The organism is Kurthia sibirica, from assembly GCF_003143975.1.
GTDB lineage: Bacteria > Bacillota > Bacilli > Bacillales_A > Planococcaceae > Kurthia > Kurthia sibirica.
On record NZ_QFVR01000005.1, the window covers coordinates 1 to 20,247 of the forward strand.

Here is a 20,247-nt window from a genome sequence, read left to right on the forward strand (position 1 = left end):
TAGCCGAAAAGAATTCAATCTTTTTGGTTTTTCAGTGACACGAGAAATAAATCAACTACTCGGAGTTTCTGCCTAAAGGGCGAAACCTAATGGCAAATCATTTGTTATTTTAAACTTTGCAACAGAACCAAGCCATTCGCTAAGTCAGGGAGTGATATAGTGTTAAAAAAAATATTAATCTGTATACCAATTTTTATCTTAGCAATTCTAAGTCCCGTCGCTCCAATTTTGAATTTTGGATTAAATACTAAAAAAATAGATGCGAATATACAGAGGTTGTTAAAGTATTCTTGGTTTGATGAATTATATTCTAACGATAAATTTAGACATTTATTTTTTGCAAATAAACATGTTAGAAAAAAATTAAGTAGCGATATTTATGTAAAGCTGTTGAGTCGTCACAAAAAAACACAAGAAAAATTCTACCGATTTTTAGAAAAAGAAAATAATAGAAATAAATAAATAAATCAAATTAATTTATTACTATTTATTTCGATTTGCTAATAGAGATAATAAAAGTTGGATATATATAGGTTCTTCACCGAAAGACGGGGTTGACTGAAATAGGGCAATATATGTTTCAAACAGACGCTTTGCTTGTTTTTCGGCAGACCGCTTACTGAAAAGATTTTAAAGTAAAAGAAGCGACAACATATAAAGAAAACAACGATGGTGTGGACCATATTTAAAATCGAGGATTTAAAGTATAAAAAGAAGGAGATTAATAATGAAAACATTTAGAGGGAAACGACGATAGTTTCACAATTTAGAAAAAGAAACACATATAAAAAATTATGATTTGGATTTTGATGAAAATAGTTGGTTTGATTTTTGGCATACGCATTTAGATTATTATGGATATGGAAATTATTCTATAAAAATAAGAAAACAACATTTAAAAGGTTTATTTAATTTATTTCATGAGTTAAAAGGGGAATTGGAAAATTGGGGAAATCTTATCAAATGTGGATTGAAATATCTAGTAACGATGCTTCTATGGATACATTATTTATACATTCACCGAATCCAAATGAAGATAATTTTCCTTATAAAAAGTTGACGAATTTAGTAGATGTAAGATCAGAAATTCCATCTTATCTAACGGAGATTATTGATGTAGAAAATTATAAGATAGAAAGTTATGGAAGCATAGAAGATGGAATTACTGATAAAATATTTGTAATTCAATTTTTCGATATCAAAAGTCTCTAAAAGAATACTATGCGTTAGCAACAACGCTTAACAAAAGGAACGACGCTAGATGACCAAATCATCGCATCGTACACATACGATGAGAATGGCTTACGTTTAACGAAAACAGTTGGCGATACAACGTATGAATACTTCTATAATGGTGAAGTATTGGATATGGAAGTTGTGAAAGTAAAGGATGTTGTTACGGAATACCGTTCATATGAATGGAGTGGCTATACACCACTTGGTATGATTATCAAGAAGCAAAATGAATCAGGTACATTTGAAACGAAAGCGTATCAATTCATTACCAACCATCGTGGAGACGTACTAATTAAGGAACATCGACTAAGTTCCGCACGTCCTGTGCGAACGTCGATGGATCTCACATCCTATGAGGCCGTGATAGTGAAGATCAAGAAGTCGGTGCATACACATACGATGCCTATGGAAACGTATTAACGGTCGAAGGGGACATGGGCAAAAGCGAAGAAGATAAACGCTAGAAACGACGTCCTGTCGTAGCGTTTATCCAATCGTCGTCCAGACGACAGCGTTACGCAGGTTATTACTATGACGAAGAAATAAAGAATTATTATTTACAAGCTCGTTATTATAACCCAACAAACGGTACATTCTTAGCAGAACATCGACTAAATTCCGCACGTCCTGTGCGAACATCGATGGCACTCAAATCGTGTGAGGCCCACATCCAGGTGATGACGAACCACTGTCACAGAATGGTTATAGCTATGCGAATGGCAATCCAGTGATGAATGTGGATCCGAATGGTGAATTTGCGCAATTTATTCCGGTGGGCATTTATTATGTTTATGTGGGGTACAAAAACTATAAAAAAACTAAATATATCAAATTTACAGTATCTAGTGTTGCGAATTTCATTAAAAAGGCGAAGCGCGTCGGTTCTGCAAAAAAATGATGCTTATCATAGAGCTCCAAGTTACTTATCCTCAAATCAATTAAAACGTGGGAAAATATACAAGTTTACAGATCGTCAAGGAGAGAAAACTCTTTTACAAGTGAAAACAACAGTAAACGGAAAAAAAGGAATAGCAGAGTATATTTTAAATAAGAAAGGTCAAGTTGAACATCAAGTATTTAGACCAGGTAAAGGATATACTGGGAAACCTCAAGGTTATAATGGGAGATGAGATTAATGAATGATAACACTAGAAAGAGGAAAAATTCTCTATCGATTCAAGTTCCTTATAGTTTCATTAGAGAAAAAGTAAATAGTCTTACTTGGAGAGAATTACAATATGGTATTCTTACAGGTTATACTTCAAAACAAACAGCAATAGAATACGCTATTGCAACTATAAGCTCAAGTGAAGATTCTAAATCACTTCATTTTCAATTAGCAAGTTTATATAATTCGGAACTCTCTTTAGTAGAAAATTTACTAACACAAATTGTTAAAGAAGAAGCTGTACAAAATGAAAATGAGATGAAAAGAAAATGGGGCTATCTTATAATTTTTTGGCTTTTCTCAAATCGAGGAACGCCGGTCTTTATTAACGATACCCCTCCCATTCCTCTAAATGGGCTCTTTGAAGTGTTATTAGTATTATTTGAGGATTTGGAATATCCTGTTGAGTTAGCGGGAATTATTGGGTACAGTGATGAGGCAGATGATTCAATGAGTTATTTGGAAGCGATTGAAAAATATTTGGTTGAATCAGAAAAAGCATTTAATAAATAGGGTTCTGTTGCAAAGTATGAAAAGGTTTAATGAGATTCCTATCATTTTGTTTTCTACACTGCACTCCCTATCAATAACTTACATTCATGTCATATACATTTGAAACGAATAAAGGAAGGAGAGCTAAGTAGGAAGATAAATCCTCCCGCAAGCAGCACAAGCCGATGTCAATGGTCAAGTGAGAAGCTTTGTTTATTCTGCCGATATTTAATTTAAAGTTTATGTGTAAGTACAAAAATATACGATGCTATTTAGAAATAGAGATAAATTATGGTTCTGTTGCAAAGTTTCTCAATTAGCATGATATCAGGTAGAATTAAGTGAAAATAAACGATAGGAGATTTCAAATAACGACACATCGAACCAATAAATATTTGAATAATATCATTGAACAAGATCATCGGCCAATCAAGAAAAGACACAAACTCTATCAGTCCATAAGGACTGCCTCATCTACGATTAAAGGAATTGAGACGATACATGCCTTATACAAGTCTAGCCGAAAAGAATTCAATCTTTTTGGTTTTTCAGTGACACGAGAAATAAATCAACTACTCAGAGTTTCTGCCTAAAGGGAGAAACCTAATGGCAAATCATTTGTTATTTTAAACTTTGCAACAGAACCTAAAAAGGTAAAACAAAACTTAGTTGGTTTTATGCGTGCAACAGAGGTAACGACAAATAAATTAGATGGTTCTTATAATCAGCATATGCATATATTAATTTGTGTTGAAAGTGCTTATTTTAATACGAAAGGTGCTTATATTTCACAAGAAGAATGGACGAATCTTTGGCAAAAAGCAATGAAATTAAATTATAAGCCAGTTGTACATATTGAAACTGTAAAAAATAAAAAAAGAAATCAAGAAATAGAATACACTGCAATCGAAGCAGCAGTACAAGAAACAGCAAAATATTCGGTAAAAGATGCAGATTATTTAAGTGGGAATTTGGAAAATGATTTAGAAGTAGTGAAGGATCTTGAAGAAGGATTATATCGAAAACGAATGGTTGCTTATGGTGGTTTGTTGAAAGAAATACATAAACAATTGAATTTAGATGATGTGGAAGAAGGAGATCTTATTCGAGTAGATGATGAATCGGAAGAAGATGAAAAAGCTTATTCAGTGGTTGCACATTGGAATTGGGCAATGAAAAATTATTATATTTATTAGATTATTATTTAGTATTTTGGGTTTCATAGTTTATTATTTTAAAACTGTATGTGTTTAAATATTGATTGTGAATCACTAATTCATAATCAATATTATTTTCATTAGCACCATTAACTAATGCAGAAATTTCTTTATTATTGAAAATTTGGAATGAAAGTGTTAAAAAAAGTGTTATGATAATAATTGTTATTATTGAATTTTAATTATTAAAATGTGATTAATTAGTATAGTTATAAAAAAGGGAGATTATGATGTCTATGAGTTTGAGAGATATTGCCGTGATGCTTTTTCTAGTTGTTTTTGTGTGGGTGTTCACTCAATTTATAAGAAATTATACTGTTATTGAAACTATTGGAATATTCGAAAATGATCAGATACTATGAAAAGGTTGGATTGTCATTTACACATAAATATTGACACTCTCTCCTTAATCAATAATAGGAAGTGAATTACATGAAATTGAAAAAAGAACTTATTTTTTTAAAAAACAATGAATATAGCATACCCGAGAGTTCTAATGTTGAAAATATTATCGAACAGATGTTAGATAATATTGGGTCTGTTGATTGTGAATTAAGAGACGATCTTATTTATACGACCTTTTCAAACTGGATACTAAAAGATTACTTATCAGTAAACGTTCTTCAAAGAATATTAGATACCATATTGGATGAGCAGCATCTTTTTTATAATATAGGGCAATCAAATTCAGATTCAGTTTTTACACGATCATTTTCAATGCTACTTATACCGCTTATTCTTATGGCGGATCAAAAATTTTTTTTTCTACATGACAAGGATATTTTAAAAATTAAGGAAAAGCTTATACGTTACCTTCAATGTGAAAAAGATTTAAGAGGCTATGTTCCCGAGAAAGGTTGGGCACATGCATTAGCACATGCTGCTGATGCATTAAATGAGTTAGCTAAATATGATTTACCAATTGCCGAAAAATCACAGATTTTGGATGTTGTTAGAAGTGTGATAAGTACAAAAACCATAAATTACACTAATTTAGAAGATGAAAGACTGATAACAGCTGTGATTACAATTTTGAAAAAAAATACTTTTAATATAGAATTGCTTGAGAATTGGGTTAATAGTTTTACGGATTGGGAAAAAACTGAAATTTGGCATGAAGAGTACAAAATTATATCTAATGTTAAAAATTTTTTAGGGAGTCTTTACTTTCGTTTAGAGCAAGAAGCCAATCAAAAATATGTGGCTGAAATTGTGAAAGATAAATTAATTCTAATGATGAAAGACTATACATAAAGGAGTGAACTAATTTGAAACCGAAGTTTAAAGATTTTTATCCAGTTATTTCAATTGATTCACAAACTATTCAAATCGGAGATGAACCGAACAATGCCTATGAAATTACTGACCCAGATGGAATATTAATTAAAATCATACCTTGTCCGAATAACCAAAAAACAGTCAATTTTTAAATGAATTGACTGTTTTTTGGTTATTCTTTTTGTTTTTTTGTGAATCTTTTATATGCAGATAATAAAGTGAAAAAATAAAGAATCCATATTATATAGTTTGTTGGATTAATACCACGTTGAGAATAGCCACCTAATAGATAAAATGTAATTATTAAAATCATCAAAATAGTTGATGTTGAAATCGTTAAAATTAATTCATTTTTAGTATTTATTTTCCAAGCATATTTAGAGTTTCTAGAAAATAGTGTACTTAAAATTAATGTTATTACAAGTATGAAAAGAAGTATGGTAAGGTTTATATTTGGTTTAAAGAAATCTAAGTAGATCGTAGTGATAAAAATAAAAAAACTGATAATCAATAATTTTTTTTCCATTTAAACACGTCCAATTCATGTATTTTCTATTTATTATAACAAATAGAAAAAAGGATAGGAATTTGAAATTATGTAAAGTATTAACTAGTATAACTTTATTCGATTCTGTTGCACAGTTTAAAAATTAACAAAATTCCATCTGGTCCTTCTAATTTCTGAAAGTGATTTTTCTTCTGAATTTTAAGCAGAAATCAAATTTTGCAACAGCATCGAAATTGGTATGACTACGTGGGACTTGTACTCCAGCGTCATCAAGTGCACTATATTCAATTTTTTTTTGCATAGGCGTTGCAAGATAGATTCGGCACGTTTCAAAGAGGAATTCTTGCTAATAACAGAAGGTCCTTCTAAAAGTTCACAGATGAACGCTGCTTATTGTGTCGTCCACTAAAAATAAATGCTTGAACGGAGCTATATTGAAACCCGCGCGCCCTTGCAATATATGTTGCAATTTGCCGCCGTAATACATATTCACCACGCGGATCACTATTCCATAATCATTCTTTTTGAAATGCTATCTTTCTTGCCTCGCACCAATCACGGTAAGGAAAAGCATCCTTACCAATCATAATCAAATGGTGCCATATAATAGCCATTTCGCTCTTTTGGAAATATCTATCCCTCTGCTTCAATCTGTTCATTGGCTTCTTTCATATGATGGACTAGTTCTTGACTCGATTTGCGTTTAGATGGTAGTTTATCATCTGTAATCGGCTATTTTTAAATTGCTTATAAACTTGAACGTATTTGAACTTGTTATTTTGCAGATGAATGGCTAACGCTATAAGAAAACCTCCCATAGATAATTTGGTAAATTATAACACAATTTCTTAGGTAATGACCTATTTAGGCTATTGGACGTAAATTATCTAACTATCTGAAAAAACTTTTAAATAACAAACGGTAAAAACATGTCTATAATGTATGTATATACATGTTTTGAATCAAAGGGGAATAGAGGTTAGAAACAAATGAAAAATATTATTATGATTATTATCGGATCGTCCTTAGTTGGTTTTGCGTACAATTGGTTGCTCATTCCACATCATATTTTGAGTAGCGGTCTTAGTGGTATTGCCATTATGCTTGGTTTATTGTATCCATTTGATACCGGCATACTAAATTTCTTATTAAATCTTCCGTTGCTAATATTAGGGGTAATGAAGCTCGGAAAACGTTTTGCCAGTTATACAGTATTATCCGTAATTGTTGTATCTTTAAGCCTTTATATCATACCAATAATCGAATTGACACATGAGCCGCTATTAGCTGCTTTATTTGGTGGAGTTATTACTGGTGTGGGGATTGGTATCGTTTTTCGTGCCTCAGCATCATCAGGTGGTTTCGACATTATAGCAATGCTTATTGCCAAAAAAACAGATTTCCCAATCGGTTCGCTCCTATCTGCTATGAATGGTGTAATCGTCATTGCGTCTGGTTTTATCTTTGGTTGGGATGCAGCGTTGATGACACTTGTAACAATCTATGTAACAGGTAAAGTAATCGACACAATTCATACGAATCATATTAAATTAACATTAACAATCATCACAGCTAAAGGTGATGATATGAAAGATATATTACTTGAAAATCTCTACCGTGGTATTACTATTACTGATGGTGTTGGCGCATATTCAGGTGAACCACGTAAAATTTTAATGACAGTCATTACAAAGTATCAACTAGCTGAAGTGAAAGAAATGATTCAAAAGACAGATCCACAGGCATTTGTTAATATTACGCAAACAGCTGAGGTTGTAGGTATGTTCCATAAAGCATAAATAAAAGAGTTTAGGACCAAACCGCAGTAAAAATTAAAAGGAATGAAGCTAGGACAAAAACCTAGCTAAAATAAAAAGAGCCTGAGACAAACGTATTTTCAACACAGAAAATCCCGTATGATTTTTCGAAATCATACGGGATTATTTCATTTCAATCCATTTCCGCTTCGAAAAACGCTTTCTGCGCGTTCAATTGATTTGACGATTCATATGGGAGACAGACTATTTTTGTTCTGTCCCAGGCTCTTTTTATTTTTTAAAAATTTAGCATCTACTACAAAAATCGAACGAATGAAGCGCTCTTCATGAAACAAATGGTGTTACCTGTTATTTGGATGGAGACCACAATACGTCCCAGTCTTTTTCTATCAATAAATCGCTACGATTCACTAAAGGCATTAAAAAAGAAAAGAAATAAAAATGTATATTAATGGAATTAAATGTAAGATATGTTACAATTAGCGTGAATGAGCAATATAGCTTTTTCGCTACCCGCTATTGGTCCTTCTTTTCATACTATGCCTATTGTACTTGTTATTGGAAATTATAATAGAAAAGGTGAATACCGATGTTGAATTTTAAAAATGCGCAAGAAATTAATGATGTAATTGCTGCTATTCATAAATTTATTGAACAAGATGTTTTTCCATTGAAAGAACACTATAAAAATTATTTAGAAAATGAACGTTTGTTTTACGACGAGAATGGCTATCTGTCGGCAGAAGTACAGCAAGCGTTTTTAGAAGTGCGCAAAGTATCTACAGCTGCTGGTTTTTACAATATGTTTGGAGATTCATCTCTTGGCGGCGAAGGAGATACATTTGGTTCAATATCTAATTCTCCCTACGCTCACTATGCGATGACCTTTGCCATAACAGATCAAGCATCGTTTGATAAACGTCAAGGAGGGATTAGTTGTTTTCTAGTGCCAGTTGATGGTAAAACATGTACAAATACATCAGTCATTTCTACGCTCGGTAATTTGGGTGGTGAAATTGGTATTTTAGTTTATGAAAATACTAGAGTACATAAAAAATATATTATAGGTGAATTACATAATGGTTTTGATAAAGCGTTAGAAGGGGTAGACGTTGGGCGCATTGTTATGTCTGCAAATTGTGTCGGTGTCGCACAATGGGCATTACAAAAAGCAGTGGATTATTCAAATGAACGTCAAACATTCGGTCAAAAAATCGGTAGTCATCAGACCATTCAAATTATGCTAGCCGATTGCGCAATGGATATTTATGCGGGACGTAATATGCTATTAAATTGTGTTTGGAAAATGGACAATGACAAACAATTACCAATTAAAGAAATATCAATGGTAAAAGCTTATTGTACTGAAATGGCCCAACGTGTAATAGATCGTTGCATGCAAATACATGGTGGAATGGGTATTACAAATGAATTGAAGTTAGTGAAAGCTTGGAGTTGGTCGCGCGCGATGCGCATACCAGATGGTACAACTGAAATTCAAAAAATAACGATTGCCAAACAATTATTAAAAGGAAATAGTAGTTTTTCATAATACAGTAAAAAGCTCGCATAGATGTCGAGCTTTTTTAATTCTTAATAGTAGCTACATATAAGCTTAAAACTTATTGCTTACACTAGGTACAAAAGGAGTGAATAAGATGACAAACCATTTTGCACATGCAATCACCCTAGAGAAAGTGAATATTTTCCCACATAAACTAAGTAAAAGTACGAATAGCCTACAAAATAAAATGAATGCTGCCATCGAATGTGCACATTATATTAAAGTGGATCTAGGGGATGAAAATATTCATATCCCACGTAAAATATACAATGAACCATTGATGTCTATAGAAATGCAGTTGAATAGTCAGCTGCAACAGATGCAGTATTATGCTTTGTTTAGTCGTCATTATAGTTGGAAAGTAAGACTTGCTTCTATTGAAGGATTAATGCTGATGGAAACGCTCTATGATTGGACAATTCCATATTTACTATTAGGAACAATGGACTTATCATCAGAAATACAATTGGCCTGCTTGCGCCTACTAAAAACATTTGAAGAATATGAAATAACTCGAATTACCTCAATGAATCAAGAAACTTTCCAATGGTTCTGTTGCAACGTTAAAAACTAAAAAGTATTGCTATTTCTTAGTTACGCTTTATGCAAAAACTCTTAGTAATTGATTGATTTCATAAGTCACTGAAAAGCCGAAGAGGTTTGCATCTCTTTGGCTTTTTTGTATCATGCATGTATGAAATGAATCATCTGAAATCTCTTAATCGTTTGTTTTTTCTAATTCTACCTTCTATCATATTAATTGAGAAACTTTGTAACACAACCTTTCCAACAATTAATGTTCGTTGGAAAAATAAAAATTGCGCAATGATAGAAGAATTTTATCATTTGTATCAGTAAATACACTGAAATGAAATTATAATTTAAAAGAGAAAATATCGAACGTTTTCAAGGTTTTCATCCTTTTTTATGCTATACTTCACTAAATAATGTAAAAGTATTTAGGGGGTTTTTCAAATTGAATGATTCAATGTATTTATTAATGATTGCTATATTGGTATTATCTTTATTAGCTTTAGTTGCTAAGAGAAAACAAAAGGGTCTTAATGGTTTCAAGTCTTTACTAACTCCAATATTTAGTTACATGATTGGAATTGTTGTATTAATATCATTTTATACACATACATTTGGTCCATGGACTTTCTTTGTTTGTGTCGGATTATTACTGGGTGCATTAGTATGTATGCGCTATATGAAGCAAGCTTTGATTGAAGCTGCCAATAATTAAATTTTCAAAAAATGTTAATATTTATGTCAATATGGGGTATAAGGTCTAGGAAACTAGATCTTATACTTTTTTTTCGATCTAAAAAGGTGGTGTACTCTAAAACTTAGATAAGCAGATGATTGGGCAGTTCATACTACTACAGAAGAGAAGAGGTATTACATGAAAGAATCAGTTTATAAACATGCATTGCTCGTTACTACTATTTTGGGGGCTATTGCAGCTGCTCCACTTGTAGGACATGCGGAGGAACAAGTTGGTCAAGAAGCACCAACTTCAGAAAATTCACCTGCTATTCCTAAAGTCACATCAACACCAGTAACAAATGCTCCTCAACAAGCTCAAGCTCCTGAACAAACGGTGGCAGAACCCTCTAAAACAACTGCACCGATAACAAAACCAGCAGAGCTTACTCCACCTGACGTGACCGCGGAGCAACCGATAGGATCACAGCCACCTCCTGTGGTAGAAACACCTGCTGAAGTTGAAGTACCAGCACCTCCAGCGGTAACACAACCGCCAGTGCAAGACGAAGCTCAAAAGGTGGAGCCCGTTCAAGAGGAACCTGCTAAAGTAGCACCGGTAACGACACCTAAAGTGCCTGCTGTAAATACAGTAGATAAAACAACTGTCAAACCGCCTGTTGTAGCACTGAAAAAAGCGGCCGTTTCAGTAACTGTAAAAAAAGAAGTACCCGTGGTAAAAGCACAAGCTAAAGTAGCACCAGTTGTAGTGAAGGCTGTGAAAAAAGCAGCAGCAAAATCATATGGTTCATCGATTAAAGATACGTTTAAAGATAGTAATTTATCGAAAGCAGTGGTTGCCTTACTAGTAGAAGAACTCGAAGAAGTAAATGGTACTCCAATTGATGATTCAACAATCTTCACGCAAGAAATGGCTGAATATATTAACTCTGCTACATTCGATGAAGCAGGAATTTCCAATATCGGTGCGACACGTTTCTTAGTGAAAAGCTAAGACATAGTATAAATACTAGAGAACTATTTCATTGAAGGATGAAATGATAGGGTAACGCCTTAAAGCATCCTCACTAATACTCCGACATGCCTATAAGAAGGTATGAAGCTCGGTGAAGTCGACTGAATGACGATCAACAGTCAGATAAGTTGGGTGTCTATAAGCAATCTATGGTTAGGAAGACGAATCTCCGTGAAGTTGGAATGCTACATATTTGTAGTATTAATCGTGTGGTCAAGTAATGTCGATATCATGAGTGACCATAATATGTTACAGGCATATTCAAGCGATTAAGGCTGTAGGAGGAACCTAAGGGTTGTAAAAAAGATAGATGAAATGGAACGTGGAAAGCATAGAACCTACGGGTTTTAGCAAATAAATGGCGACTTGCCTACTAAAGCTAATTTATCTATGTGAGAGCGGAGTCATAGTACCTATGAACCCTTGATAATAAGAGGCGAAGGGATGGGCTCTAGTCGGGTTTTTTAGCTCGATGGAACGCCGTATGAGGTGAAAGTCTCACGTACGGTGTGGGTCGGGGGAAAAGCTGGAGCGTAGCAAAGGCTTACCTATCGACATAAGGAATTGAATTATTTACAAATTTAGAATATTTATCATTAGCAGGTAATACCATTTCAAAAATACCAGATGTTTTTGCTGATTTGAAAAAACTTTTAGAATTGAACTTAAGTGATAATAAATTAACGGAAGTTCCAACAGTGCTAACAAAACTAGAAAATTTAGAAATATTATCATTAAACGACAATGACATTACAAAAGTAACAGCTGATATTTCAAAACTACAAAACTTAAAGCTACTAGAGCTACAAAATAATAAACTGAAAGAATTACCAGCATCAATTGGTGATTTAAAAAATCTTGAAGAATTATATGTGCATAATAATGAGTTAACTAAGCTACCCGATTCAATCGGTAAATTATCAAATCTAACAAGTTTAACGGCCCATGACAACAAACTAAAAGAGTTACCAGCATCAATTGGTAATTTACAAGCATTAGAACATTTATCAGTACACCATAATCAGTTAAATAAAGTACCTGATTCAGTTGGTAAATTGGCTAATTTAGAAGTACTTTATTTAGATCACAATAATATTGTTCGTTTACCAGATAGCATAGGTGATTTAACGAAATTAGTCGAGCTGTACTTGAATGACAATCAATTAACAAGTCTACCTAATAGTCTTCTTAAATTGAAAAATGTAGAAGAATTAACGCTTGAAAACAACCTTCTTAAAACGGGTGGTATTGTGAAAGTTGGAGATGAATCTTTCAAAGTAGGTAAACAAGATCAACTTCAATGGAATACAAAAGAAGTAATGAAAGCAATTGATTCAAAAAAAGAAATGCTGACAGAAAAAGAGTTGCTAGCTATGCTTGAACTAGCATCAGGGAGAAAACTATCTCCAGAACATAAATTTATTTTTGAAGGTTATTTTGATGATAAAGGCAATGAAATTAAATTATCAGATTATTTTTCTGGTGATAAAGTAATTAAGTCAGGTAGCATCAACTTACGTGTGCGTTCTGAAGGAACAGGCATTTATCCGAATGATAGTGATAATGCTGTAACAGGTAATTTCAAATATACACTTACTGTTGATGATGATGGAAACGGCGGTGGAAATGGCGGTGGAAATGGCAATGGAAACGGCAATGGAAACGGCAATGGCAATGGCAATGGGACAGGTACAACCACTGGTGGTGGAAATGGTAGCACAGGAACAACTCCTGATGGTGACATCGTGACTACTATCGAAGAGGGTACAACGACTTTATTACCTCAAACTGGTTCTGAAATTACAAAAGGACTAGGCATTACAGGTGTTGCAACAGCATTACTGGGTTTATTCTTCGTACGCAGAAAAAAAGTAAATAAAGAACAATAAATTTAAAGAAAACCCGTCGTTCAGTAAATTGAACAACGGGTTTTTATTTTGAAGAAAAATAGATATTAAAAATCTTGTTGTAATAGAATTGTTCCGTGAGGTTTATTTAGTCGAAAACTGTTCCAATAGATTACTGTATGGACCATGTAATGATAATGAAATCATATTGGAGTAGACTTCGATGGCTGGGAGCGGTTTATTATCTTGGATCCACCAAATAATCGTTTGATAATATGCGCCCGCCACATAGTTAATAATTAATTGTTCCGGGGCAATATAGTCTTTTTCAGGTTGTACTAAAGCCATACCACTTGAAATATAATCGGTTAAAACCTCTAAAACGCCGTCACTGATGGTTGGTTCTTTTCTTTCAACAAGGAAGGTTTTATAAAAATAGAGGTTTTTTTCAAAATGTTGAAATAGTTTTTCGAAAATCCTTGGCATTTCATCTGGAACTAAAAATTCGATCTTTGCTTGATCTTTAATCGACAAAGAATCTTTCATTTGCGCTAACATACCTAGCATCATCGACTCTTTTAAATCCTCCACACTACTGTGGTGATTATAAAAAGTAGGGCGCGTAATTTGAGCTGTTTCACACACTTCTTTTATCGATGGATCGCCCTTCATTTCCGAAAACAGTTGTAATGCTGCACGATGTAATTTTTCTCGTGTTTTAATTTGACGAGGGTCAGTTTGTACCACTTGAAGAGCACCTTCTCCCATATATTTTTTTTAGTATAACATATTCTACTGTAATTTGATTCTAAGATAGTAGAATTGTGTGATGAAAATTGTATTCAAAATCATATAATAATTCAAATAGTAGAACGGCTCGTAAGGAGTTCTACTATTTGAAAATACATGTAGAAACATTTTTCATTTATATAGGTGTTTTCTTACCAAAAGCAAGCAGTACCATGACACTTAATAGGCAAAACATCCCGCACCACTGAAATATACCAAATGGTTCATTTAACCAAAAAACCATAGTCAGTACCGCTGCTAGTGGTTCTAAACTACCTAGTAGACTTGTTTCTTTTGGAGATAGGCTTTGTAAACTTTCTATATAAAACCAAAAAGCGAGCATTGTACCAAAAAATATAATGAAAAATAAATAGAAATAGCCTACTAAAGGTAATGCTGTAAAATTCATTTGCCAAGGTGGATGAACAAAACTTAATAGAAAACCACCAATTAGCATAGCCCAACCAACAACAACAAGTGAATCAAATTGGCGCAGTAAATGCGCAGCATTCAACGTATAAAAAGCTAAAGCAATACCGGATAAAACACCCCACAAAATAGCTTTATTAGATACAGATAAGGTTGAAATATCTCCATTAGTTAATAGTAACAAACAACCAAATAGTGAAAGGGTTACAACGATTATATCTCTAATATTTAATTTTTCTTGTTTTCTTAACAACATATAAATAACAATAATTGTTGGTGCTAAGTATTGTAATAATGTTGCGACAGCGGCATTGCCATTTTTTATTGAAGCCATATACGTATATTGCACGGCTAATACACCAAATAAACTAAAAATAATTAAATGACATGCCCTTTTTTTGTTCTGCCAAATCTGTACTATTTGGGCACGTTCTTTTAGAAAGAATTGCAAAATTAATAATGAAAATCCAGCAATTAATAATCGGATTGTAACGAGCCAATTTACATCTATTGCATAGTCTTGAAAAAGTTTTTGTGCAACAGTTCCACCTACTCCCCAAAATACTGCTCCTAAAATGACGAGGAGTAATCCTGTCGATCTTTTTGAATGATTCATCTCATGCCCACCCTACTATATAATAATAGTGTTATCATACATCTGTGCAGGGCTCAATTATACTTAAAATGTATGATAAAATATAACTATATTGAGGTGAGAGCATGAAACGGAAAGAATTTCATATTAATCAGGATTTTCATGAACTAACAAAACATCGAATGACGAATCTTTCTTTTGCTTGTTATGAAACAACTATTGCTGCTACTATTAATGGCTATATACCTTTACATTGGCATGAAGAGCTACAATTTGTTTTGGTGATACATGGTATTGCTGTTTTTCAAATAGATGACCAAAGAGTTGAAGTTGAAAAAGGTTGTGGTTTATTTGTTAACAGTGGTATTTTGCATTCAGCCACCGAAAAACCAGGGACGAATTGCACTTATATTTGTTTGAATATCTCGCCCTATTTTATTATTTCACAAGAACTCTATGTGACGCATACCGCCCCTTATATTCATGCCACTAATCTAGCGTTCATCGCTATTAACAGGCATGATCATTGGGGAGCGCAAATACTTACCTTACTAGCCGATATAAAATCATTAGTGGATAATCAACCCCTAAACTATGAGGTGGATCTAACAATAAATTTTACATTGATTTGGAAAAATATTATCGGAAATGCATGCAAAGTAACAACACATGATGTGAATCTAGTAAAACAAACCAGATTAAAAAATATGATTGAATGGATACATGCTAATTATTCTGAAAAAATCACCTTAGAAAAAATTGCGAGCGTAGGACAATTAAGTAGATCCGAATGTTGTAGATATTTCAAAACATCACTGAAAACAACACCATTAACCTATGTTATTACCTATAGGATTCAAAAAAGTTTGGTGTTATTACAGCAATTAGAATTAACTGTTACTGAAATTGCCTATGAATTAGGTTTTAATAGTACCAGTTATTTTATAGAAAAATTCAAAAAATCGATGGCTATGACACCACTAACTTATCGAAAATCTCTTGTTACACGTCGTCAATAAAAGAATTAAAGGAAATCTGCCATCAAAGATGTTTTAGTCACAAAAATCAAAGAAGTAGCAGGCACATAATCTCTTTTTATACAGAGGGCCAAGCGTTCAGCTATGTGTCCAGTTTGTCAGTCAATGATCTCTAAAGTATATGATGATTGCATATAAAAAATTAACCACCTAAAAAACGAAATGAACCTGTTTTACCATAAGGTAACAGAAACGAAATGTGTATGGTTATAAATGATGTAATCGATTTGGAGCAGAAAACTTCTTACTATTAATGTATAAAGAAGTTGGTGTACATTTGGGCTAAAGGAAAAAGGTGAATGAAATTGAAAATCCAATTTCATTCACCTCAACATTTTTAAAGATTCACCTTACATATATCGATCAACGAACTTCCAAATAGACGACCAATACAACGCAGAATTCATTTCATTTGCTTCGCCATGGCCCGCATGTTTAATAATCAGTTTCTCTTTTTCAACTGTTGTCGCATCATACAGCGTATCTACCATTTTATATGGTACAAATGTGTCAGCATCTCCGTGAATAAACAAAATAGGTGTTTTGTTTTTCTTCAGCTGTTGGAGAGCAGATGCTTCTTTAATCGAGTAACCGGCCTTTATTTGTGCCATCGTATTCGCTGCATTTATAACAGGAAATGGTGGTAGACCGTATAGTTGATCCAGTTGATATGTAAAAACATCTGCTGCAGATGTATACCCACAATCTTCGACAATTACTTTTACATTCGCTGGCAAATCTTCACCAGATGTCATCATCATAGTCGCTGCACCCATCGATAAACCAAATAGGACAATCTCCGCTTGAGGATCTTCTTTTACCACCAAATCAATCCATTGAACGATATCTTTACGATCATCCCATCCCATGCCAATATAATCGCCTTCAGAGCTACCATGACCTCTTAAATTAGGCACGATAATATTATAGTCCTTAGCATAAAAATGACGATTCCATCTTGTCATAAAGATATTTTCGCCGCCATAACCATGGGCACCAATCATCCATTTATGACTTTGTTTTTCTTGCGTATACTTCAGTGCCTGCAGTTTTAAGTCATCTTTTGATGTAATGAAAATTTCCGTTGCAGGATGTTTTAATTCAAATACTTTGTCATCAGATTCAAGTTTTTGAATGGCTTCTTTTGAAATAAATTCTGACTGCTTTAAATTATCGTTATTTTCCATAAAATCTTTATCTGTGTGTGGGTTTAATGCTAAATTATAAAAGAAATTACCAATTAAAAAATATGCAGTAATTAGTACTACGAGTATAATCCCACTAATCCATCCCCATTTTTTCATTTGTAAAAAACCACCTGACCTTGTAAGATTATGTAACTGTTTTATAGTATAACAAAATAACAACAAAAAAACCTCGTCACAACGCAAATTTACGTTGTAACGAGGTTTTTAGTTTTTAAACATTGTCAATATAAGTTTGATTACAATAATCAGTAATAGTATGGCACAAAGGCTTGCTACCACAATAGCTATAATGGACATAATCGACCATAGCGTATGATCTACGTTTGAATGAACATAGTTTCTACTAATTAAAGCCAATACAACAGACAGTAATGTTGCAATGGAAATACCACCGATTTGTTTCACTTTTTTTTGAAGGTAAGCAACCTTGTCTTGCTGATTCATGAAATACCTCTTTCCGTCCTATACTGGCTACTAGCTTATCTTACAATCGCTTAGTAGTAGATGCAAGTACTCCGCTAGTTTTATAGGATAAAAAGATCAAGTATATGGCGTTTTTTTCACAAAATCACAGTCGCTTTTTTACCAAGTTTTCGTTTGTATAATTCAATTATGAGTTGAACATCTTCTGCTTCAATCATAGAAGGCAGTACTTGCAAGATTGAAAATTGAAAACTTTTAAAACGCTGCGGTCTACTGGCCAAATAGTGACTAATTCCATCAAAACCACCACTGACATCTTCCGTAAAATAGGCCCATGTTTCCAATAAATTATGTGGTGCGTAGGATGCGCCGATAAAATGTGTACCTTCTTCTAAATCCGTTATTAAGTAAATGGCAGACATCGTTCGTAATGCCTTATGCCAAGAGGAATAGAGGAGGGGGTCAGACAGGATTTCTTGTAAATCTTTATAGGTGAGCAGAATCGATTGCGCTCCTTCATATACATATTTATCGCTATTTTTAATATAGAGTATAGGTTTATCAATTAGTGCTGTCTGATACCAAATATCCTTCGTTGTATTCCAGTCGATATACAATCTATTTTCAAGATCTTTAAAAAGTGATGTTTTCTCTAAAGGGTGAAAAACATTAGTAGGGTTGCGTAACAGCTCTATCGGAAAAGCTTTAGGAAATAAATCAACAGATACCGATAATTCTAAATATGTCGTTGAATAGCAACCTATGAATTTCGCGGAATCGCCTTTAGCAGTTATAAAGACCAAGACGTAATCAATTTTTTCATAAAACTTTGGCTTTTGTAATTGAGCGTACTCAAACAATAAATTGACGGCACCGGCAGCACCAGCACCCGGATCATTTAGATTATAGCGAATGAGCTTAACACGCGATGCTTGTAATGAAGCTCTTGGAAACAAATCTGCTAAATACAGAGAATGTTCAGTCATACTAGTCATCTCCTTAGGCATTTAAATAACGTATTTCTTTACCCTTCATATTCTACTAGCAAACATAGAAGAAAAGGACAGAGAACTATTTAAAATAAATGACCTAAGTAGTTAAAAAAAATATTCATTTTATTAAATTATGGGTATAGATGACTATGATTATTTCGAGGGTCAAACCAAAAAAAACATAATTAAAATGACTTTATTCGTCAGATAATCAATTTTAATGAAATAATCTAAATAAAAAATAGCTGTTATTTGCTATTTTTTACATCTTTTTATTCTATTCAGTCCTAAAATTTAGATATAGCATTTAAAGTGTATAAATACCTATTTGATGTATTCCATATAGTACTTTATACTATTCATACAGTGTTAATAGTTATAGTTAAATATAATCAGTTACCATACAAGGTGGCAAAAACTAAGAAACGCCAAATAATAAACTAAATAGTAGAGGTGAGCTTCAATGACATATGTATCTTCAGGCATTAATTCACAAGATTTAACAGAGGCGATTTTTGCGAATTTAGCTGTTATACAATTTGATATGACCAAAAAAATTGTTTTCGTAAATCATACATTTGCTCAAACAATGGATTATCGTGAAGCTGAATTAATCGGGATGAATCATGCGAATCTTTGTTTCTCAGAATATGCGAATGCACCGGAATATCGCCAGTTTTGGGCATCATTAAAAGGTGGGAATTGTTTTAAAGGTATCGTACAACGACGAAAAAAAAATGGTGATATTGCATGGATCGATGCTACGTATATGCCCATATTATCCGAAGGGCAAGTAACAGGTGTCTTTAAAATTGCTATTGATGTGACGGAAAAACAAAATCAACTGAAACATGTCGAATCTTCGTTAAAGGATACTGTTGATTATTTGCATGATAATTATAAGGCACGTACGGATCATATTAATAGTATGCTCGTGACGATTAAACAAATTGAAAAAGATCTACAAGAAAATTTCGAGAATATTAAAGTATTAATTGCTAATGCACAATCTATTTCAACCATAACGAAAACAATCAATCATATAGCGAGTCAAACCAATTTATTAGCTTTAAATGCAGCAATTGAAGCGGCTCACGCTGGTCCATATGGCAAAGGGTTTAATGTAGTGGCTTCGGAAGTACGTAAGTTATCAAATGAAGTCACAAAATCTATCAATGAAGTGAAAGATACAACATCCTATATTTTAAAAAATCTTGATCAGCATGCAGTCGGAACGGAACAAATTCATGTCAATATGAAACAAACAACGGAAGAATTGGGCGGGTTGACAGATGAATTTCAGTTATTGATGGCAAAAGTAGAAGAATTAGATGAAATATCAAAAATTATTGTTAATCAATAAACCCACCTCTAGAGAGTCAACCCTGACCACTTCCTATGCATTAAAAAAATTTTAGAGTTCATAACAATAACTTTCACAATT

22 protein-coding genes and 1 pseudogene are annotated in these 20,247 nt (G+C 33.2%); 17 read left to right on the forward strand and 6 right to left on the reverse strand.

The window, feature by feature from the left end; all coding sequences use genetic code 11:
• The first annotated feature begins 159 nt into the window (after window positions 1-159).
• The 9 genes and pseudogenes from DEX24_RS04965 to DEX24_RS17130 all read left to right on the forward strand — a co-directional run bounded on the left by DEX24_RS04965 (window position 160) and on the right by DEX24_RS17130 (window position 5,543).
• Window positions 160-462: a hypothetical protein gene (locus DEX24_RS04965; RefSeq protein WP_109305309.1), complete on the forward strand. Its 303-nt coding sequence runs from the start codon at window positions 160-162 to the stop codon at window positions 460-462.
• A 483-nt stretch (window positions 463-945) separates the two neighbouring features.
• Window positions 946-1,212 carry a hypothetical protein gene (locus DEX24_RS04970; protein WP_109305310.1) on the forward strand — a complete coding sequence of 89 codons (267 nt, stop codon included), beginning with the start codon at window positions 946-948 and terminating at the stop codon, window positions 1,210-1,212.
• 156 nt (window positions 1,213-1,368) lie between these two features.
• The gene (locus tag DEX24_RS04975; RefSeq protein WP_109305311.1) at window positions 1,369-1,656 is read left to right on the forward strand and encodes a hypothetical protein; all 288 of its coding nucleotides are present in this window, start codon (window positions 1,369-1,371) and stop codon (window positions 1,654-1,656) included.
• A 365-nt stretch (window positions 1,657-2,021) separates the two neighbouring features.
• Window positions 2,022-2,366 (forward strand): hypothetical protein, encoded by a 345-nt coding sequence (locus DEX24_RS04980; RefSeq protein WP_109305312.1) that lies wholly within the window; start codon window positions 2,022-2,024, stop codon window positions 2,364-2,366.
• A 5-nt stretch (window positions 2,367-2,371) separates the two neighbouring features.
• Window positions 2,372-2,917, forward strand: a complete 546-nt coding sequence (locus tag DEX24_RS04985) for a DUF2247 family protein (RefSeq protein ID WP_170112850.1) — start codon at window positions 2,372-2,374, stop codon at window positions 2,915-2,917.
• A 350-nt stretch (window positions 2,918-3,267) separates the two neighbouring features.
• Window positions 3,268-3,489, forward strand: a pseudogene (locus tag DEX24_RS04990) (DDE-type integrase/transposase/recombinase); the annotation flags it as partial.
• Window positions 3,490-3,519: 30 nt separating this feature from the next.
• Window positions 3,520-4,092: a protein rep gene (locus DEX24_RS04995; protein ID WP_346214703.1), complete on the forward strand. Its 573-nt coding sequence runs from the start codon at window positions 3,520-3,522 to the stop codon at window positions 4,090-4,092.
• 453 nt (window positions 4,093-4,545) lie between these two features.
• The gene (locus tag DEX24_RS05000; protein ID WP_109305315.1) at window positions 4,546-5,367 is read left to right on the forward strand and encodes a DUF2785 domain-containing protein; all 822 of its coding nucleotides are present in this window, start codon (window positions 4,546-4,548) and stop codon (window positions 5,365-5,367) included.
• A 14-nt stretch (window positions 5,368-5,381) separates the two neighbouring features.
• The gene (locus DEX24_RS17130; protein ID WP_170112851.1) at window positions 5,382-5,543 is read left to right on the forward strand and encodes a hypothetical protein; all 162 of its coding nucleotides are present in this window, start codon (window positions 5,382-5,384) and stop codon (window positions 5,541-5,543) included.
• A 20-nt stretch (window positions 5,544-5,563) separates the two neighbouring features.
• Here the strand turns inward: DEX24_RS17130 and DEX24_RS05005 are convergent, their stop codons facing one another.
• A complete protein-coding gene (locus DEX24_RS05005) occupies window positions 5,564-5,917 on the reverse strand; it encodes a hypothetical protein (protein ID WP_109305316.1) in 354 nt (117 codons plus the stop codon).
• A 971-nt stretch (window positions 5,918-6,888) separates the two neighbouring features.
• Here DEX24_RS05005 and DEX24_RS05010 point away from each other — a divergent pair.
• From DEX24_RS05010 to DEX24_RS05040, 6 genes are all read left to right on the forward strand, one after another.
• Window positions 6,889-7,698, forward strand: coding sequence for a YitT family protein (locus DEX24_RS05010; RefSeq protein WP_109305317.1), 810 nt, complete (start codon window positions 6,889-6,891; stop codon window positions 7,696-7,698).
• Window positions 7,699-8,266: 568 nt separating this feature from the next.
• Window positions 8,267-9,229: an acyl-CoA dehydrogenase family protein gene (locus tag DEX24_RS05015; RefSeq protein ID WP_109305318.1), complete on the forward strand. Its 963-nt coding sequence runs from the start codon at window positions 8,267-8,269 to the stop codon at window positions 9,227-9,229.
• Window positions 9,230-9,335: 106 nt separating this feature from the next.
• The gene (locus DEX24_RS05020; protein ID WP_109305319.1) at window positions 9,336-9,815 is read left to right on the forward strand and encodes a hypothetical protein; all 480 of its coding nucleotides are present in this window, start codon (window positions 9,336-9,338) and stop codon (window positions 9,813-9,815) included.
• Window positions 9,816-10,217: 402 nt separating this feature from the next.
• Window positions 10,218-10,487 (forward strand): hypothetical protein, encoded by a 270-nt coding sequence (locus DEX24_RS05025; protein ID WP_109305320.1) that lies wholly within the window; start codon window positions 10,218-10,220, stop codon window positions 10,485-10,487.
• Between the two features lie 159 nt (window positions 10,488-10,646).
• On the forward strand, window positions 10,647-11,462 hold the full coding sequence (locus DEX24_RS05030; protein ID WP_109305321.1) for a hypothetical protein: 816 nt from the start codon (window positions 10,647-10,649) through the stop codon (window positions 11,460-11,462).
• A 584-nt stretch (window positions 11,463-12,046) separates the two neighbouring features.
• Window positions 12,047-13,372, forward strand: coding sequence for a leucine-rich repeat domain-containing protein (locus tag DEX24_RS05040; RefSeq protein WP_281288188.1), 1,326 nt, complete (start codon window positions 12,047-12,049; stop codon window positions 13,370-13,372).
• A 102-nt stretch (window positions 13,373-13,474) separates the two neighbouring features.
• On the opposite strand, the gene DEX24_RS05045 is transcribed toward DEX24_RS05040, so the two are convergent.
• Both DEX24_RS05045 and DEX24_RS05050 read right to left on the reverse strand, forming a co-directional pair.
• Entirely contained in the window at window positions 13,475-14,077 is a 603-nt protein-coding gene (locus tag DEX24_RS05045) for a TetR/AcrR family transcriptional regulator (protein ID WP_170112852.1), read from the reverse strand.
• Window positions 14,078-14,255: 178 nt separating this feature from the next.
• The gene (locus DEX24_RS05050; RefSeq protein ID WP_109305324.1) at window positions 14,256-15,164 is read right to left on the reverse strand and encodes a DMT family transporter; all 909 of its coding nucleotides are present in this window, start codon (window positions 15,162-15,164) and stop codon (window positions 14,256-14,258) included.
• Between the two features lie 104 nt (window positions 15,165-15,268).
• Here DEX24_RS05050 and DEX24_RS05055 point away from each other — a divergent pair, with 104 nt between their 5' ends.
• A complete protein-coding gene (locus DEX24_RS05055; RefSeq protein WP_109305325.1) occupies window positions 15,269-16,162 on the forward strand; it encodes an AraC family transcriptional regulator in 894 nt (297 codons plus the stop codon).
• A gap of 368 nt (window positions 16,163-16,530) precedes the next feature.
• On the opposite strand, the gene DEX24_RS05060 is transcribed toward DEX24_RS05055, so the two are convergent.
• From DEX24_RS05060 to DEX24_RS05070, 3 genes are all read right to left on the reverse strand, one after another.
• The gene (locus DEX24_RS05060; RefSeq protein WP_109305326.1) at window positions 16,531-17,484 is read right to left on the reverse strand and encodes an alpha/beta hydrolase; all 954 of its coding nucleotides are present in this window, start codon (window positions 17,482-17,484) and stop codon (window positions 16,531-16,533) included.
• 108 nt (window positions 17,485-17,592) lie between these two features.
• Window positions 17,593-17,832, reverse strand: a complete 240-nt coding sequence (locus tag DEX24_RS05065; RefSeq protein WP_109305327.1) for a hypothetical protein — start codon at window positions 17,830-17,832, stop codon at window positions 17,593-17,595.
• A gap of 116 nt (window positions 17,833-17,948) precedes the next feature.
• A complete protein-coding gene (locus tag DEX24_RS05070) occupies window positions 17,949-18,797 on the reverse strand; it encodes a GIY-YIG nuclease family protein (RefSeq protein ID WP_109305328.1) in 849 nt (282 codons plus the stop codon).
• 469 nt (window positions 18,798-19,266) lie between these two features.
• Between DEX24_RS05070 and DEX24_RS17670 the strand changes: the two genes are divergently transcribed.
• The gene (locus DEX24_RS17670; RefSeq protein WP_109305329.1) at window positions 19,267-20,166 is read left to right on the forward strand and encodes a methyl-accepting chemotaxis protein; all 900 of its coding nucleotides are present in this window, start codon (window positions 19,267-19,269) and stop codon (window positions 20,164-20,166) included.
• The last annotated feature ends 81 nt before the right edge of the window (window positions 20,167-20,247 follow it).

Bases quoted from the DNA above. Each gene is read 5' to 3' on its own strand.
- DEX24_RS04975 (WP_109305311.1), top strand. From the start codon at position 1,369: ATGGAAGTTGTGAAAGTAAAGGATGTTGTTACGGAATACCGTTCATAT.
- DEX24_RS04980 (WP_109305312.1), top strand. From the start codon at position 2,022: ATGTTTATGTGGGGTACAAAAACTATAAAAAAACTAAATATATCAAAT.
- DEX24_RS04985 (WP_170112850.1), top strand. From the start codon at position 2,372: ATGAATGATAACACTAGAAAGAGGAAAAATTCTCTATCGATTCAAGTT.
- DEX24_RS05000 (WP_109305315.1), top strand. From the start codon at position 4,546: ATGAAATTGAAAAAAGAACTTATTTTTTTAAAAAACAATGAATATAGC.
- DEX24_RS05005 (WP_109305316.1), bottom strand. From the start codon at position 5,917: ATGGAAAAAAAATTATTGATTATCAGTTTTTTTATTTTTATCACTACG.
- DEX24_RS05010 (WP_109305317.1), top strand. From the start codon at position 6,889: ATGAAAAATATTATTATGATTATTATCGGATCGTCCTTAGTTGGTTTT.
- DEX24_RS05015 (WP_109305318.1), top strand. From the start codon at position 8,267: ATGTTGAATTTTAAAAATGCGCAAGAAATTAATGATGTAATTGCTGCT.
- DEX24_RS05020 (WP_109305319.1), top strand. From the start codon at position 9,336: ATGACAAACCATTTTGCACATGCAATCACCCTAGAGAAAGTGAATATT.
- DEX24_RS05030 (WP_109305321.1), top strand. From the start codon at position 10,647: ATGAAAGAATCAGTTTATAAACATGCATTGCTCGTTACTACTATTTTG.
- DEX24_RS05050 (WP_109305324.1), bottom strand. From the start codon at position 15,164: ATGAATCATTCAAAAAGATCGACAGGATTACTCCTCGTCATTTTAGGA.
- DEX24_RS05055 (WP_109305325.1), top strand. From the start codon at position 15,269: ATGAAACGGAAAGAATTTCATATTAATCAGGATTTTCATGAACTAACA.
- DEX24_RS05060 (WP_109305326.1), bottom strand. From the start codon at position 17,484: ATGAAAAAATGGGGATGGATTAGTGGGATTATACTCGTAGTACTAATT.
- DEX24_RS05065 (WP_109305327.1), bottom strand. From the start codon at position 17,832: ATGAATCAGCAAGACAAGGTTGCTTACCTTCAAAAAAAAGTGAAACAA.
- DEX24_RS05070 (WP_109305328.1), bottom strand. From the start codon at position 18,797: ATGACTGAACATTCTCTGTATTTAGCAGATTTGTTTCCAAGAGCTTCA.
- DEX24_RS17670 (WP_109305329.1), top strand. From the start codon at position 19,267: ATGACATATGTATCTTCAGGCATTAATTCACAAGATTTAACAGAGGCG.